The sequence below is a fragment of the Citrobacter sp. Cpo045 genome (assembly GCF_030332875.1).
GTDB classification, from domain to species: domain Bacteria; phylum Pseudomonadota; class Gammaproteobacteria; order Enterobacterales; family Enterobacteriaceae; genus Citrobacter; species Citrobacter portucalensis.
Window position 1 is genome coordinate 64,145 of sequence record NZ_JAOWGZ010000104.1, and the last position, 16,572, is coordinate 80,716.

The window sequence follows — 16,572 nt, forward strand, 5'->3', positions numbered from 1 at the left end:
GTGATGATAATCACATAAACCCACACCCTGAGCATAAATGTGACCACCATCATATTAATGGCCGGTTTTTATTTGAAAATGAATTCATGAGTTCATTCATGAAGGCCAATTTTATCTGGCAGGTTACCGGAACTCACCTGGATTAGCAGGTTGGTGAAAATCACCAATCGTACTCTTAAGCTGTTGAACATGCTTATGAACTGATGAGGATGCTATGGGAAACACATCAATACAAACACAAAGTTTTCATGCGGTAGAGCGGGGGCAGACAAAAAATTATGTCATTCCCTTCGCGTTACTCTGTTCACTGTTTTTTCTTTGGGCGGTTGCCAATAATCTTAATGACATTTTATTACCACAATTTCAGCAAGCTTTTACATTAACAAACTTTCAGGCTGGTCTGATTCAATCTGCTTTTTATTTTGGTTATTTCGTCATTCCAATCCCAGCCGGGATCCTGATGAAAAAACTAAGTTATAAAGCAGGAATTATTACCGGATTATTCTTATATGCCATCGGTGCAGCATTATTCTGGCCAGCGGCTGAGGTAATGAATTACACCTTATTCCTGATTGGACTATTTATTATTGCGGCGGGCTTAGGTTGTCTGGAAACGGCTGCCAACCCCTTTGTAACCGTACTGGGCCCGGAAAGCGGCGGTCACTTCCGATTAAATCTCGCGCAAACTTTTAACTCATTTGGTGCCATTATTGCGGTTGTTTTTGGGCAAAGTCTTATTTTGTCTAATGTGCCACATCAATCTCAAGACGTACTCGATAAGATGGCGCCAGAACAGCTAAGCGCCTACAAGCACAGCCTGGTGTTATCGGTTCAAACCCCTTATATGATCATCGTCGCGGTCGTTTTGCTGGTCGCCCTGCTGATCATGTTTACCAAGTTTCCGACCCTGCAAAGTGACGATCACAGTGACAACGCTCAGAGTTCATTCTCCGCGTCCCTTTCCCGCCTGGTGCGCATTCGCCACTGGCGTTGGGCGGTACTGGCGCAGTTCTGCTACGTCGGTGCACAAACTGCCTGCTGGAGCTACCTGATTCGCTACGCAATCGAAGAGATCCCAGGCATGACGCCAGGTTTCGCCGCCAACTACCTGACCGGCACCATGGTGTGCTTCTTTATCGGTCGTTTCTCCGGCACTTGGCTTATCAGTCGCTTTGCGCCGCATAAAGTGCTGGCCGCATATGCCCTGCTTGCCATGATTCTGTGCCTGATTTCCGCCTTCACCGGTGGCCAGATCGGCCTGCTGGCCCTGACGTTGTGCAGCGCATTTATGTCGATTCAGTACCCAACCATTTTTTCTCTGGGGATCAAAAATCTGGGACAAGACACCAAATACGGCTCGTCTTTTATCGTCATGACCATCATTGGCGGCGGCATTGTGACCCCGGTGATGGGCTTTGTCAGCGATGCCGCTGGCAATATCCCGACCGCTGAACTGGTCCCGGCGCTTTGCTTCGCCATCATCTTTATTTTTGCCCGCTTCCGTTCACAAACGGCAGCCAACTGAATATTTATCCGAATAACGTGAGGAATCTGTGATGAAAAAAATCAGCTTACCAAAAATTGGTATTCGCCCGGTTATTGACGGACGTCGTATGGGTGTACGTGAGTCGCTCGAAGAGCAAACCATGAATATGGCTAAAGCTACCGCAGCGCTTATCACTGAAAAACTTCGTCATGCCTGCGGCGCACAAATTGAATGTGTGATTGCCGATACCTGTATCGCCGGCATGGCGGAATCCGCAGCCTGTGAAGAAAAATTCAGCAGCCAGAATGTTGGCGTGACGATTACCGTTACCCCATGTTGGTGCTACGGCAGTGAAACCATCGACATGGATCCGATGCGCCCGAAAGCGATCTGGGGCTTCAACGGCACGGAACGTCCGGGGGCGGTTTACCTGGCCGCCGCACTGGCAGCTCACAGCCAAAAAGGCCTTCCTGCCTTCTCCATCTATGGTCATGACGTACAGGATGCAGACGACACATCTATCCCTGCCGATGTTGAAGAAAAACTGCTGCGCTTTGCCCGTGCCGGCTTAGCGGTCGCCAGTATGAAAGGGAAAAGCTACCTGTCTGTCGGTGGTGTATCAATGGGCATCGCCGGTTCTATCGTCGACCATAACTTCTTTGAATCCTGGCTGGGTATGAAGGTGCAGGCGGTTGATATGACCGAGCTGCGTCGTCGCATTGACCAGAAAATCTATGATGAAACCGAGCTGGAAATGGCGCTGGCGTGGGCGGACAAAAACTTCCGCTACGGCGAAGATCAGAACGCACAACAATATAAACGTAACGCAGAACAAAGCCGCGCAGTGCTGAAAGAAAGCCTGCTGATGGCCATGTGCATTCGCGACATGATGCAGGGTAACAAAAAGCTGGCAGACAAAGGTCTGGTCGAAGAATCCCTGGGCTATAACGCGATCGCCGCAGGCTTCCAGGGCCAGCGTCACTGGACCGATCAATACCCAAATGGCGATACCGCCGAAGCGTTGCTCAACAGCTCCTTTGACTGGAATGGCGTTCGTGAACCGTTCGTTGTCGCAACCGAAAACGACAGCCTGAACGGCGTGGCGATGCTGTTCGGCCATCAACTCACCGGCACGGCCCAGGTCTTTGCCGATGTGCGTACCTACTGGTCGCCAGAGGCGGTTGAACGCGTCACGGGTAAACCGCTGACCGGTCTTGCTGAGCACGGCATTATTCACTTGATTAACTCCGGTTCTGCGGCACTGGACGGTTCCTGCAAACAGCGCGACAGCGAAGGTAAACCGACCATGAAACCACACTGGGAAATCTCGCAGAAAGAGGCGGATGAATGCCTTGCGGCAACCGAATGGTGCCCGGCTATTCACGAATACTTCCGCGGGGGCGGTTACTCATCTCGCTTCCTGACTGAAGGCGGTGTGCCGTTCACCATGAGCCGTATCAACATCATCAAAGGGTTGGGGCCGGTGCTACAAATCGCGGAAGGCTGGAGCGTGGAGTTGCCGAAAGATATGCACGACCAGCTTGATGCGCGTACCAACTCCACATGGCCAACCACCTGGTTTGCTCCGCGCTTAACCGGCAAGGGCCCGTTCAGCGACGTCTATTCCGTCATGGCTAACTGGGGCGCTAACCACGGGGTGCTGACGATCGGTCACGTAGGTGCGGACTTTATCACTCTGGCTGCCATGCTGCGTATCCCGGTGTGCATGCACAACGTGGAAGACGAGAAAATTTATCGTCCTTCCTCCTGGGCCGCCCACGGTATGGATACGGAAGGTCAGGATTACCGCGCTTGTCAGAACTACGGTCCGCTGTATAAGCGTTAAACATCGAGCGATTGCCTGATGGCGGTGCGGCCTACGAAGCACACGGTTTTGTAGGCCGGATAAGGCGAAGCCGCCATCCGGCAATAGGTAATCTCCCAGGAGCAATTATGAAACAAGAGGTTATTCTGGTTCTCGACTGTGGCGCGACCAACGTACGGGCCATTGCCGTTGACCGACAGGGAAAGATTGTCGCCCGCGCAGCGACCCCGAACGCCAGTGACATCGCCGCAGAAAACAGTGCCTGGCACCAATGGTCGCTGGAGGCCATTCTGCAGCGCTTTGCCGACTGCTGTCAGCGGCTTTCCTCGCAATTGGCCGCCTGCCAAATTAGCGGGATCGCCGTCACCACCTTCGGCGTGGATGGTGCGCTGGTGGATAAGAACGGCAAACAACTGTACCCGGTGATCAGCTGGAAATGCCCACGTACCGCAGCGGTAATGGAGAATATCCATCGCTACATGTCACCGCAGCAACTGCAGGAAATCTCCGGCGTTGGGGCGTTTAGCTTCAATACGCTGTACAAACTGGTGTGGCTGAAAGAGAACCACCCGCAATTACTGGAACAGGCGCACGCCTGGCTGTTTATCTCGTCGCTTATCAACCAACGTTTAACCGGCGAGTTCACAACTGACATCACCATGGCGGGAACCAGCCAGATGCTGGATATCCAGCAACGTGATTTCAGCCAGGACATTTTGCAGGCAACTGGCATACCGCGTCGCCTGTTTCCGCGCCTGGTTGAAGCAGGCGAACAAATTGGGGTACTGCAACGCGAGGCCGCCAGCCAGCTCGGACTTCCAGAGGGTATTCCAGTCATCTCTGCCGGACACGACACACAGTTTGCGCTATTTGGCGCAGGAGCCCAACAGGATGAACCGGTACTCTCTTCCGGCACATGGGAAATTCTGATGGTGCGCAGTGCGCAGGTAAATACCTCCCTGCTCAGCCATTATGCGGGCTCCACCTGTGAGCTGGATAGTCAGGCTGGGCTTAACAATCCCGGAATGCAGTGGCTGGCCTCCGGCGTGCTTGAATGGGTTCGAAAGCTGTTATGGACCGCGGACACGCCCTGGCAAACGTTGATTGATGAAGCTCGGGATATTCCCGCTGGTGCCGAAGGGGTGAAGATGCAATGCGACCTGCTGGCCTGTCAGAATGCGGGCTGGCAAGGGGTTACCCTCAATACTACCCGTGGGCACTTTTATCGCGCCGCGCTGGAAGGACTGACAGAACAGCTGCAGCGGAATCTGCAAACGCTGGAAAAAATCGGCCATTTCCAGGCCTCTGAACTGCTATTAGTTGGCGGGGGCAGCCGCAACATCTTGTGGAACCAAATCAAAGCGAACGTTCTCGGGATCCCTGTCAAAGTGCTGGATGATGCCGAAACCACCGTGGCAGGCGCCGCAATGTTTGCCTGGTCAGGCATCGGGGAATTTACCTCCCCGGAGCAGGCGCGCGAACAGGTGCGCTATCAGTACCGTTACTTCTATCCGCAAACCGAATCCGAACTCACAGGAGTCGAGTAACATGCTTAAAACGATATCTCCCTTAATTTCCCCCGACTTACTGAAAGTGCTGGCCGAAATGGGACACGGCGATGAGATTATCTTTTCCGATGCCCACTTCCCGGCCAACAGCATGGGGCCACAGGTCATCCGCGCTGACGGTCTGCTGGTCAGCGATCTGCTGCAGGCGCTTATTCCGCTATTTGAACTGGACAGCTACGCCCCACCGCTGGTGATGATGGCTGCGGTTGAAGGCGACACTCTCGATCCTGACGTTGAGACTCGCTATCGTCAGGCGCTTTCATTACAGACCCCCTGCCCGAACATCACGCGTATTGACCGCTATGCCTTTTACGAACGAGCACAAAAGGCCTTTGCGATCGTTATCACAGGAGAGCGGGCAAAGTACGGGAATATTCTTTTAAAAAAAGGGGTAACGCCGTAATCTCTGGTCAGAATGCCCGTCAGGTACGGGCATTCATCATAAGATGAGGATCAGAACATGAAAGCGGCGCGCCAGCAGGCAATCGTAGATCTGCTTACTAACCACAAAAGCCTGACAACCGAAGCCCTGGCTTTGCAGCTTAACGTCAGCAAAGAGACCATCCGCCGCGATCTCAGCGAGTTACAGACCCAGGGAAAAGTGTTACGCAACCACGGTCGGGCCAAAGTTATTCACCGGGAAAATCAGGACAGCGGTGACCCATTTCATATTCGACTCAAAAGCCACTATGCACACAAAGCGGATATTGCCCGTGAAGCGTTGGCATGGATCGAAGAAGGTATGGTGATTGCCTTAGACGCCAGCTCTACCTGCTGGTATCTTGCGCGACAGTTACCGGACATCAACATTCACGTTTTTACCAACAGCCAGCCCATCTGCCAGGAATTGGCTAAACGTGAACATATTCAGCTTATCAGCTCCGGCGGTCGCCTTGAGCGCAAATACGGTTGCTACGTTAATCCCTCGCTTATCTCGCAGCTAAAACCACTCGAGATTGACCTGTTTATTTTTTCCTGCGAAGGGATCGACAGCGACGGTGCGCTCTGGGACTCAAATGCAACCAACGCAGACTTCAAATCCATTCTGCTTAAGCGTGCATCGCAGTCTTTATTACTGATCGATAAAAGTAAATTTAATCGTTCGGGAGAGGCCAGAATTGGGCATCTGGATGATGTGACGCATATTGTTTCAGATACACAGCTGATTGAAGCAATCCAGGCCGAATAGGGCAATTATGCCGCCATCCGGCCTGGGTTGTAGCCTTATCGCTCGTCGCGACGACCGCCGACGGCAGCCCACAGACGACGTACGTGAACGGTTACTTCTTCACGGTCATGATACAGCTGACGCGCCTGAATCTGGGCATTTACACCATGTTCATCAAGCTGGGCCTGAATGTAAGCCAGGTTCTGTGATACCTCTTCGTAGCGTTTTTTCATCGGCAGCTTGAGGTTGAAGATCGTCTCACGACACCAGCCGTTGACCAGCCATTGTGCCATCAGCGCGGCAACCTTCGCCGGCTTCTCCACCATGTCACAGACCATCCACGAAATGTTATTGCGATTCGGACGGTACTTAAATCCGTCTTCACGTAGCCAGGTGACCTGCCCGGTATCCATCAGGCTTTGCGCCATCGGGCCGTTATCCACGGAATAAACCCACATGTTGCGTTTAACCAGCTGATAGGTCCATCCGCCCGGGCAGGCGCCTAAATCCACCGCATACATTCCGTTCGCCAGACGCTCATCCCATTCATCGGCAGGGATAAACACGTGCAGCGCTTCTTCCAGCTTGAGCGTTGAACGGCTCGGCGCATCGGCTGGAAACTTCAGACGCGGAATCCCCATGTAAAACGGTGAGTTATTGTCAGGCCAGGAATAGCCGGTATAACAACAACCAGGGGCGATAAAGAAGACGTGAACCACCGGACGTTTTGGCGTTTCATACTTTGCCAGTACGCCTGCTTCGCGCAGCGCTGCACGCAACGGTACGGTAAATTTACGGCAAAATTTAACCAGCTCTTTGCTTTCATTGGTGTCGGCGACTTCTACTCGCAGATCGCCACCCTTTTCCACCACACCCTGCAACATGCCAACGATCGGTGTAATACGATCTTCCGGCGGTAAGTATTGCAGCAGCTCGCCCACCACAAACATTTGACGCGCAAAAATCAGCGAACTAAACGGCAGCTCTTTCACTAACTTTTCAGCATCGTCCTGCTGATAGCATTCGAAGATGACGTAACCCGCATTGTCTTTCACGCGGGCAAAACCGAAGATTTCCCGGCGTCCTGCTTTATCCGTAATTTCTGCGGCGCACTCTTTTTCAAAACCTGGGCGACACAACAATACAACCTTATTCATGGCTAACGCCCTTACGTTTCAATCGAATAGCGCCCACTAACATCAGCGCCCAGCCTACGAGGAAGCTGAAGCCGCCGACAGGGGTAACAAACGCCCACAGGCGTAAATGAGAGAGCGCGAGACAATACAGGCTGCCGCTAAACAGCACTGTACCTAATGCCAGAAACACGCTACTCCAGTAAAACCAAATACTAATGCGCCGTTGCATGGCGACGGCCAGGCCAAAGATAGCCAGCGTATGAAACGCCTGATACTCAAGGCCGGTCTGAATCCACCCCATTTCAACAACACCGAGGGTTTTGCTCAGAACATGTGCCCCAAAGGCGCCCAACGCCACAAAGATAAAGCCACTTACGGCGGCAAAAATCAGCATAAAACGGCTGGTCATTTGAATACCCTACGTAAATTATTGTTCATAACGAAAGCGGAATTTTTCTTGTTCCGTGGCCGCTTTCGCCAGAATCCACTGACGGAAGGCGGCTATTTTACCCAGTTCTGCCTGACTGTCATGACAAACCAGATAAAATGCGTTTTTGCTGACCAGAACATCGTTAAACGGACAGACCAGACGTCCGGCTTCAATTTCGGACTGCGCCATGACGTTGTTAGCCAGCGCGATCCCCTGTCCATGGATTGCAGCCTGTAGCACCATGGCGCTATGGCTGAAGATAGGTCCCTGCTGCACGTTGATATGATTCAGGCCAAGCTGGCGCGTATAGGCTTGCCAGTCTCGCCGCGACGCATCATGCAATAAAGTGTGTTTTGCCAGGTCGTCCGGTGTCTTTAGCGGTTTATCACCGGTAAGCAACAGCGGAGAGCAGACCGGCAATAAATATTCTGCGTACAATTTTTCAACGCGCAGACCCGGCCAGTTGCCGCGTCCGTAGAAAATCGCCACATCAACATCATCAGCCAGTTTGTCTTCCTGACGGTCTACCGCCTGGATCCTGACATCGATTCCCGGATAAGCTGAGTTAAAGCTAGAGAGTCTGGGCACCAGCCATTGGATCGCAAAACTGGGCAATAAACTAACGGTAAGCGCACCTTTTGCACTGCGTGCCTGAAGTTTACGCGTCGCGTCGGTTAATTGCGAAAAAATCTCTTTAATGTCGAGAAAGTAGCTTTGACCTTCTTCCGTTAACAGCAAAGATCGATTGCGTCGACGAAACAGTTTTAGCCCCAAAAAATCCTCAAGTGACTTGATTTGGTGACTTACTGCGGCCTGCGTCACAAAAAGCTCTTCTGCTGCGCGAGTAAAGCTTAAATGACGCGCTGCAGCATCAAAAACACGTAACGCATTTAAGGGTGGTAATCGTTTTGACATGACTTTTAGGCTTTGATGTTAAATGAATTTAACAATTAGCTAACAGGCTGTAACCTATTAGTTTTTTTTATCTGAGCCATTATAAATTGTCCGTTGAGGTTCTACCAGCAAATACCTATAGTGGCGGCACTTCCTGAAGCCGGAACGAAAAGTTTTATCGGAATGCGTGTTCTGGTGGGCTTTTGGCTTACGGTTGTGATGTTGTGTTGTTGTGTTTGCAATTGGTCTGCGATTCAGACCATGGTAGCAAAGCTACCCTTTTTCACTTCCTGTACATTTACCCTGTCTGTCCATAGTGATTAATGTAGCACCGCCAAATTGCGGTGCTTTTTTTTGTCCACGTTTCGTCGATGGCCAACCGGCTATTATTGCTCCAGTTCTACCATCTCTTTCACGTCAGTGCGGTTAATCTGCTGTTTGTTGCCGTTAGCGTCTTTATACGAAATCATCCCCGTCTCATTATCGGTCTGTGGTTTACCATCAGCTACGATTGATCGACCATCATTGGTGTGCATCACGTAATTCGAACCAGAACAGGCGCTCAGGGCAAAAGTCAGCATACAGGCAGAAATAATGGCGGCAGTCTTTTTCATCTTCTTCTCCTTAAAGCGATTTATGCTATTAAAAACATACTCCGTAACAGGCAAAATTGTTCGCCTAACGCTATTTAGCATAAGACACTGAACGGGCTTTGCCAGGATATCCAGAGTATTCCGATGGTTAGCACAACCCTTGTATCAATGCCCTTTTTGCGCCACGATCGGTTTACTGAACTGAGGAATACCATGAACGCTTTTAACCCCGCGCAGTTTCGCGCACAATTTCCCGCACTCAACGATGCTGGCGTCTATCTCGACAGTGCTGCTACGGCGCTGAAGCCACAGGCGGTCATTGAAGCTACCCATCAGTTTTATAGCCTGAGTGCCGGGAACGTCCATCGCAGCCAGTTTGCTGAAGCCCAGCGTCTGACCGCACGCTATGAAGCCGCGCGGGAAAAAGTCGCACACCTGATTAATGCGTCGGATGACAAAACCATCGTCTGGACCCGCGGCACAACGGAAGCGATCAACATGGTTGCCCAAAGCTATGCGCGTCCACGCCTTCAACCGGGTGATGAGATTATCGTTAGCGCAGCGGAACATCACGCCAACCTCGTTCCCTGGCTGATGGTCGCGGAGCAAACGGGGGCTAAGGTTGTCAAACTCCCACTCACCCCCCATTTATTGCCAGACGTTGAGCGCCTCACGCAGCTCATTACCCCGCGCAGCCGCATTCTGGCGCTCGGGCAAATGTCGAACGTCACCGGTGGCTGCCCGGATCTGACCCGCGCAATTACGCTCGCCCATGCGGCTGGCATGGTGGTGATGGTTGATGGTGCCCAAGGGATTGTGCATTACCCTGCCGATGTACAGCAGTTGGATATTGATTTCTATGCGTTTTCAGGCCACAAGCTATATGGCCCCACCGGTATTGGCGTGCTGTACGGTAAGCCGGAACTGCTGGAAGCCATGTCTCCCTGGCTTGGGGGCGGTAAGATGATTAGCGAAGTCAGTTTTGACGGTTTCACCACTCAGCCCGCACCATGGAAGCTGGAAGCCGGTACGCCTAACGTTGCAGGCGTTATCGGGCTAAGCGCGGCGCTCGAATGGCTGGCGGACGTCGACGTTGCGCAGGCCGAAAACTGGAGCCGGGGTCTGGCGACGCTGGCAGAAGATGCCCTGGCGAAACGCCCTGGCTTTCGTTCCTTCCGCTGCCAGGACTCCAGTCTGTTAGCCTTTGATTTCGCGGGTGTTCATCACAGCGATATGGTCACTCTATTGGCCGAATATGGCATTGCGCTGCGCGCGGGGCAACACTGCGCACAACCGCTGCTGGCGGAACTTGGCGTATCCGGAACACTACGCGCCTCATTTGCCCCTTATAATACCCAAAGCGATGTGGATGCGTTGGTCGCAGCCGTCGACCGCGCGCTGGAAATATTGGTGGATTAATGACAAGCCCTCAGTTCGCCGGACACCCGTTTGGCACAACCGTAACCGAAGAGACGTTACGCAATACCTTTATCCCGCTTACTCAGTGGGAAGATAAATATCGCCAGCTGATTCTGCTGGGTAAGCAGTTGCCGGCGCTCCCGGATGCGCTAAAGGCGCAGGCCAAAGAAATTGCGGGCTGCGAAAACCGCGTCTGGCTGGGGCATACTCTTCATGAGAATGGCACTCTGCATTTCTTCGGCGACAGCGAAGGTCGAATAGTACGCGGGCTGTTGGCGGTATTACTCACCGCGGTCGAAGGTAAAACGGCAGCCGAATTACTGGCGCGTGCGCCGATGGCGTTATTTGACGAACTGGGTTTACGCGCTCAGCTCAGCGCCTCGCGTAGCCAGGGACTACATGCTCTGAACGAGGCGATTCTCGAGGCGGCCCAGAAAGCCGGATGACGACGCTGATACGTCTTATCCGGCCTACAACACTGCACGAACCGTAGGTCGGATAAGCGTAGCGACATCTGACACAATCAGGCCTGACGCGCGGCCTTCGCCATCATCTTCTTCAGCGCATGGGAGACAGCAACAAAGCCAAATGTGGCTGTCACCATGGTGGCCGCGCCAAACCCGGACGCGCAATCCATACGCTTCGGCCCTTCCGCCGTCGCTTTCATCGCACATACCGAGCCATCCGCCTGCGGGTAAACCAGCGCTTCGGTCGAGAACACGCAGTCCACGCCCAGCTTGCCTTTGCTGTTTTTCACCACGCCAAAATCGCTTTTCAGCCGCTCACGTAGCTTGGCCGCCAGCGGATCCTGGATGGTTTTTGCCAAATCAACGACCTGAATCTGCGTAGGATCGATCTGTCCGCCCGCACCACCGGTGGTCACCAGCGGAATTTTGTTACGCCGACAGTACGCGATCAGTGCCGCTTTTGGGCGCACGCTATCAATCGCATCGATGACGTACGAAAATCCCGCATTCATATATTCAGCAACGTTATCTGGCGTAACAAAATCATCGACCACGTTCACCCGGCACTCCGGGTTAATCTGTCGGATACGCTCCGCCATCACTTCAGCTTTTGCCAGACCGACGTTATCACGCAGCGCATGGATCTGGCGGTTTGTATTGGTGACGCACACATCATCCATATCGATGAGTGTGATAGCGCCAATACCGGTTCGCGCCAGCGCTTCCGCCGCCCATGACCCTACTCCACCAATCCCAACAACGCAAACGTGTGATTGGGCAAACAGCTGCAACGCATTTTCGCCATACAGACGTGCCGTACCGCCAAAACGTTGGCGCCAGGCATCGCTAATAACCACAGACATAGAACCTCAAATTCATTAATACCGAGCAGTCTGACTGCCTGATGTCGGCTACGCCTTATCAGGCCTACTCAATAATGTAGGCTTGATAAGCGAAGTGCCATCCCGCCATTAACCGCTGAACACATTACCCGTACCCGGCGCTGTTTTTAGTACCCATACGCGACCGTAGTGATTATACCACCCGGCACGGTGTCCGGCGTCAGCGCCAATACCCTGATAGATGTCGAAGTGTTGCCCTTTAATAGCCCCACCCACATCTAACGCCACCATCAGGCGCAGTTCGTACTGGCCGGTAAACTTGCCGTTATTGTCCAGTAACGGGACTTCCGCCAGTAACGTTGTGCCCGCAGGAATGATACTACGGTCAGAAGCTACGGACGCGCGGCCAATCAGCGGCACCGCGCTGGCCCCTTTCACCGGAGCAAAAGATTGCGGTTTAAAGAAGACAAACGATGGGTTCTGCTCCAGCAGCTCACGCACTTCGGCTTCGCTGTGCGTTTCACCCCAGTGGCGAATAGCCTGCATCGACATATCTTCTTTTTTCACTTCGCCACGGTCGATAAGCACTTTACCGATACTGCGATAGGCGTGGCCGTTTTTCCCGGCATAGCTAAAGAAGTTGAGCGGGCTGCCATCGCCAAAATCGATGTAACCACTGCCCTGAACATCCATAATGAAGTTATCCATCAGGGAGTTGCTGTATGCCAGAATATAATTGTCGCTTAGCGCGCCCGCGTAGATCTCGGCACGAGAGGGTAAGCGCCCACGTTTTGGCGGCATGCGATAGATAGGATACTGAAACTCGCCCTGGCGCGTATGGCGCGCCTGGATAACCGGTGTGTAGTAACCGGTAAACTGGACGTTACCGTAGTTGTCCGCCCCTTCCATTTGCCAGGCATCAATACCAAACTGGCGCATACTGCGCGTATCACCGCCCGCACGTAACCATTGCTGGATAGCGTTGTAGACGTCGCTCTGGTTGCCGTACAAACGTGGCGAAGCGCTGCGAATTTGATTAACCTGCTCGGCGAAATCACCGGCATTGATTGGCGCGCCAACCGCATCAGGCTGGTTCACCAGTGAGAAAGGCTGGGTAAATTTCCCGTCTTTATACTGCTGCCCACGATCGGTGGGTTTTGAGGAACACGCGGCGAGCATCGCGACTACAGCTCCCGCCAGAAGATATTTTGCCCAACGTCCTTTCATTGTTCTCGTCTTATGTTGCCTGAATGCGAGACGAAGATAACAAACCCCCGAACCTAATGAAATGCGTATACATACCCGAACGCAAATTTTGAGCAAAAAATAATCCAGAATGCGTTGTTTTTGTTCATTTTCACCCTAAAAACGTGATCAAGGTGAAAAAAGGGTTGCATGAAAATGCGAGCAGAGTATAGTGCGCATCCACGGACGCGGGGTGGAGCAGCCTGGTAGCTCGTCGGGCTCATAACCCGAAGGTCGTCAGTTCAAATCTGGCCCCCGCAACCAATTAAAATTTGATGTAAGATTTTTGCAAAGTAGTTCGAATCACAGCAAGGCGGCGACGCAGTGAATCCTTAGGAGCTTACTCCAGTAAGTGACTGAGGTGAACGAGGAAAGCCAACGCTGATGTAGTTTGAAATACGAAGCAAAAAGACGGACGCGGGGTGGAGCAGCCTGGTAGCTCGTCGGGCTCATAACCCGAAGGTCGTCAGTTCAAATCTGGCCCCCGCAACCAATCAAATTTGATAAAATATAAGCAGTACGGTGACGCGGGGTGGAGCAGCCTGGTAGCTCGTCGGGCTCATAACCCGAAGGTCGTCGGTTCAAATCCGGCCCCCGCAACCAACACATTAAACACCTTAACGGGTGTTTTTTTGTTTCTGCCGCCCATAAAAAAAGCGCTTTTCAGCGCTTTTTTGTTATCCCCTTCTCGCCAGCGTCGCCCCATCGGCGAAGTAGGCTTTAATCCCTGCCAGAATAGACTCTGCAACTTCCTGCTGGAAGGTCGCCGTTTTGAGTTTGCGCTCTTCCTCAACGTTACTGATAAATGCCGTTTCGACCAGAATAGACGGGATATCCGGCGCTTTTAGTACCGCAAACCCGGCCTGTTCAACCTGGTTCTTGTGCAGATTGTTGATTTTGCCAAGCTTACTCAATACCGCTTTACCAAACTTCAGACTGTCGGCGATGGTCAGCGACTGCACCATGTCGAACATGGTGTGGTCGACATAGCGGTCACCGCTCTTACTGACGCCACCAATGAGATCCGAGGCGTTCTGGGTCTGCGCCAGATATTTCGCGGCGGTACTTGTCGCACCTTTGGTCGAGAGCGCAAACACCGACGAACCGCTGGGTTGTCGACTGGTAAAGGCATCGGCGTGAATAGAGACAAACAGGTCAGCACGCTGCTTCTGCGCTTTCGCCACGCGGACTTTAAGCGGAATGAAGATATCTTCATTTCGTGTCATAAAGACCTTCATGTTGCCCTCTTTCTCTATGAGGGCTCGCAGGCGGCGGGCAATCTGCAGCACCACATCCTTTTCACGCGTCTTGTATTTCCCCACCGCACCGGAGTCTTCTCCGCCGTGGCCTGGATCCAGCATAATGACAATGGGACGATCGCGCCCCGCTTTACCCGGCTGCGGGCCACTTTGTGCAGGTGGCACCTGTTTATCCAGATCGCCCTTGTTGTAATCTTCCAGCAATGCCAGCAGCGGATCCTGAACGTCCTGGGCATTCGCGGGATAGAGATCCATCACCAGACGTTCTTTAAAGCCTGCCACCGGAGCCAGCGCAAAAAGTTGCGGCTTCACATTCTGTTTCAGCTCGAACACCATCCGCACGGTCTTTGGATCAAACTGGCCAACGCGCGCCGACTTAATATACGGATCGTCAGGACGAATCTGCGTACCAATACCCTTGAGCACCGAGTTCAAATTAACGTCTTCAATATCCACAACCACACGCTCAGGATTACTCAGGGCAAACTGTTTGTATTTCAGCAGACGGTTAGATTCTACCGTGACGCGAGTGTAGCTGGACGCAGGCCAGATACGTACGGCAACGACCTGACTCACGGCCGCCAGACCCACCTGGCTGACGCTCAAAAGCCACATAGCACCCGCACCTTTCAATAAACGGCGGCGACTGATTGCTGAATTGGATCCCGACATGCTTCTCCCGAGCAAAAGAAATCTTTTTTAGAGGTAATACGTAAAACGTCCGAATTGACCGGAAACTTTAGCGAATGACGCATAATCTGTCATCTATAAAAGGGTAAACATTCTTTTTATATTCACGGCATTACTGAGAAAAATCTTCGGCATGGGTAAAAATTACGCTTGCGCACAGCGCAAAAACAGAATAAAAATACACAAATTACGAATAATCATGCAATGAGGGTGTGCCGTGGTGAAGGAGCGTAGAACCGAACTGGTACAGGGATTCCGCCATTCTGTTCCCTATATCAATACCCATCGGGGAAAAACGTTTGTCATTATGCTGGGCGGCGAAGCCATCGAGCATGAAAACTTTTCCAGTATCGTCAATGACATTGGTCTTCTTCATAGCCTCGGCATCCGCCTGGTCGTGGTCTATGGCGCACGACCGCAGATTGATGCCAATCTTGCGGCGCATCATCATGAGCCGGTGTACCACAAAAATACGCGCGTTACCGACGCTAAAACGCTGGAGCTGGTCAAGCAGGCTGCGGGATTACTTCAGCTTGATATTACCGCCCGCCTGTCGATGAGCCTGAATAATACGCCATTGCAGGGTGCTCACATCAATGTGGTTAGCGGTAATTTTATTATCTCTCAGCCGCTGGGCGTTGATGACGGCGTAGATTACTGCCATAGCGGGCGTATTCGTCGTATTGATGAAGATGCCATTCACCGCCAGTTAGACAGCGGCGCAATTGTGCTGATGGGCCCGGTTGCCGTTTCTGTCACCGGTGAGAGCTTTAACCTGACGTCAGAGGAGGTCGCCACGCAGTTGGCTATCAAACTGAAGGCCGAGAAAATGATCGGCTTTTGCTCCTCTCAGGGTGTCACCAACGATGACGGCGATATTATTTCCGAGCTGTTTCCTAACGAAGCTCAGGCTCGTGTTGAGTTGCAGGAAGAGAAAGGCGATTACAGCTCCGGCACGGTGCGCTTCCTGCGTGGGGCAGTGAAGGCCTGTCGCAGTGGCGTACGCCGTTGCCATCTGATCAGTTATCAGGAAGATGGTGCATTGCTGCAGGAACTGTTCTCCCGCGACGGGATCGGTACGCAGATCGTAATGGAAAGTGCCGAGCAGATCCGTCGCGCTACCATTAACGATATCGGCGGGATTCTGGAGCTTATCCGCCCGCTGGAGCAGCAAGGTATTCTGGTGCGCCGCTCGCGCGAGCAGTTGGAAATGGAGATCGACAAATTCACCATTATTCAGCGTGATAACCTGACCATCGCCTGTGCCGCTCTGTACCCTTTCCCGGAAGAGAGAATTGGCGAAATGGCGTGTGTAGCAGTGCATCCGGACTACCGTAGCTCGTCACGCGGGGAAGTGTTGCTGGAACGAATCGCCGCGCAGGCCCGGCAAATGGGGTTGAGCAAGCTGTTTGTGTTAACCACACGCAGCATCCACTGGTTCCAGGAACGCGGCTTCACGCCGGTGGATATCGACCTGCTGCCGGAAAGCAAGAAAGAGATGTACAACTATCAGCGGCGGTCAAAAGTGCTGATGGCGGATTTGGCATAGG

15 protein-coding genes and 3 tRNA genes are annotated in these 16,572 nt (G+C 52.6%); 11 read left to right on the plus strand and 7 right to left on the minus strand.

What is annotated here, in order from left to right; translation table 11 throughout:
- Positions 1-214 precede the first annotated feature (214 nt).
- From fucP to fucR, 5 genes are all read left to right on the plus strand, one after another.
- A complete protein-coding gene (gene fucP, locus OGY13_RS20745) occupies positions 215-1,525 on the plus strand; it encodes an L-fucose:H+ symporter permease (RefSeq protein ID WP_008785696.1) in 1,311 nt (436 codons plus the stop codon).
- Between the two features lie 31 nt (positions 1,526-1,556).
- Complete coding sequence (fucI, locus tag OGY13_RS20750; protein WP_003825648.1) at positions 1,557-3,332, plus strand: L-fucose isomerase; 1,776 nt, start codon at positions 1,557-1,559, stop codon at positions 3,330-3,332.
- Between the two features lie 107 nt (positions 3,333-3,439).
- Positions 3,440-4,858: an L-fuculokinase gene (gene fucK, locus OGY13_RS20755; protein ID WP_213752693.1), complete on the plus strand. Its 1,419-nt coding sequence runs from the start codon at positions 3,440-3,442 to the stop codon at positions 4,856-4,858.
- A 1-nt stretch (position 4,859) separates the two neighbouring features.
- Positions 4,860-5,282, plus strand: a complete 423-nt coding sequence (fucU, locus tag OGY13_RS20760) for an L-fucose mutarotase (protein ID WP_213752694.1) — start codon at positions 4,860-4,862, stop codon at positions 5,280-5,282.
- A gap of 57 nt (positions 5,283-5,339) precedes the next feature.
- Positions 5,340-6,068 carry an L-fucose operon activator gene (gene fucR / locus OGY13_RS20765; RefSeq protein WP_003825642.1) on the plus strand — a complete coding sequence of 243 codons (729 nt, stop codon included), beginning with the start codon at positions 5,340-5,342 and terminating at the stop codon, positions 6,066-6,068.
- A 35-nt stretch (positions 6,069-6,103) separates the two neighbouring features.
- Here fucR and rlmM read toward each other — a convergent pair whose 3' ends face one another.
- The 4 genes from rlmM to OGY13_RS20785 all read right to left on the minus strand — a co-directional run bounded on the left by rlmM (position 6,104) and on the right by OGY13_RS20785 (position 9,121).
- Positions 6,104-7,204 (minus strand): 23S rRNA (cytidine(2498)-2'-O)-methyltransferase RlmM, encoded by a 1,101-nt coding sequence (rlmM, locus tag OGY13_RS20770; protein WP_003034040.1) that lies wholly within the window; start codon positions 7,202-7,204, stop codon positions 6,104-6,106.
- Positions 7,197-7,592, minus strand: coding sequence for a DUF423 domain-containing protein (locus OGY13_RS20775; RefSeq protein ID WP_003034037.1), 396 nt, complete (start codon positions 7,590-7,592; stop codon positions 7,197-7,199). Before OGY13_RS20775 ends, rlmM begins: the two co-directional genes overlap by 8 nt.
- Before the next feature lie 18 nt (positions 7,593-7,610).
- Positions 7,611-8,528: a glycine cleavage system transcriptional regulator GcvA gene (gene gcvA / locus OGY13_RS20780; RefSeq protein WP_003034035.1), complete on the minus strand. Its 918-nt coding sequence runs from the start codon at positions 8,526-8,528 to the stop codon at positions 7,611-7,613.
- Between the two features lie 365 nt (positions 8,529-8,893).
- Positions 8,894-9,121: a YgdI/YgdR family lipoprotein gene (locus OGY13_RS20785; protein WP_003825635.1), complete on the minus strand. Its 228-nt coding sequence runs from the start codon at positions 9,119-9,121 to the stop codon at positions 8,894-8,896.
- 192 nt (positions 9,122-9,313) lie between these two features.
- Between OGY13_RS20785 and csdA the strand changes: the two genes are divergently transcribed.
- Both csdA and csdE read left to right on the plus strand, forming a co-directional pair.
- Positions 9,314-10,519, plus strand: a complete 1,206-nt coding sequence (gene csdA / locus OGY13_RS20790) for a cysteine desulfurase CsdA (protein ID WP_204191821.1) — start codon at positions 9,314-9,316, stop codon at positions 10,517-10,519.
- Positions 10,519-10,965, plus strand: coding sequence for a cysteine desulfurase sulfur acceptor subunit CsdE (gene csdE / locus OGY13_RS20795; protein ID WP_057067295.1), 447 nt, complete (start codon positions 10,519-10,521; stop codon positions 10,963-10,965). The genes csdA and csdE overlap by 1 nt, the downstream gene beginning before the upstream one ends.
- Positions 10,966-11,042: 77 nt before the next feature.
- On the opposite strand, the gene tcdA is transcribed toward csdE, so the two are convergent.
- Both tcdA and mltA read right to left on the minus strand, forming a co-directional pair.
- Positions 11,043-11,849, minus strand: coding sequence for a tRNA cyclic N6-threonylcarbamoyladenosine(37) synthase TcdA (gene tcdA, locus OGY13_RS20800; RefSeq protein WP_003825630.1), 807 nt, complete (start codon positions 11,847-11,849; stop codon positions 11,043-11,045).
- 108 nt (positions 11,850-11,957) lie between these two features.
- Positions 11,958-13,055, minus strand: coding sequence for a murein transglycosylase A (gene mltA / locus OGY13_RS20805; RefSeq protein WP_103284770.1), 1,098 nt, complete (start codon positions 13,053-13,055; stop codon positions 11,958-11,960).
- 205 nt (positions 13,056-13,260) lie between these two features.
- Here mltA and OGY13_RS20810 point away from each other — a divergent pair.
- From OGY13_RS20810 to OGY13_RS20820, 3 genes are all read left to right on the plus strand, one after another.
- Positions 13,261-13,337 (plus strand) — tRNA-Met (locus OGY13_RS20810).
- A gap of 152 nt (positions 13,338-13,489) precedes the next feature.
- Positions 13,490-13,566, plus strand: a tRNA-Met gene (locus OGY13_RS20815).
- Positions 13,567-13,599: 33 nt separating this feature from the next.
- A tRNA-Met gene (locus OGY13_RS20820) sits at positions 13,600-13,676 on the plus strand.
- Between the two features lie 74 nt (positions 13,677-13,750).
- Here OGY13_RS20820 and amiC read toward each other — a convergent pair.
- Positions 13,751-15,004 (minus strand): N-acetylmuramoyl-L-alanine amidase AmiC, encoded by a 1,254-nt coding sequence (gene amiC, locus OGY13_RS20825; RefSeq protein WP_048215635.1) that lies wholly within the window; start codon positions 15,002-15,004, stop codon positions 13,751-13,753.
- 235 nt (positions 15,005-15,239) lie between these two features.
- On the opposite strand from amiC, the gene argA reads away from it, so the two are divergent.
- Entirely contained in the window at positions 15,240-16,571 is a 1,332-nt protein-coding gene (argA, locus tag OGY13_RS20830) for an amino-acid N-acetyltransferase (RefSeq protein ID WP_003034012.1), read from the plus strand.
- Position 16,572: the final 1 nt, after the last annotated feature.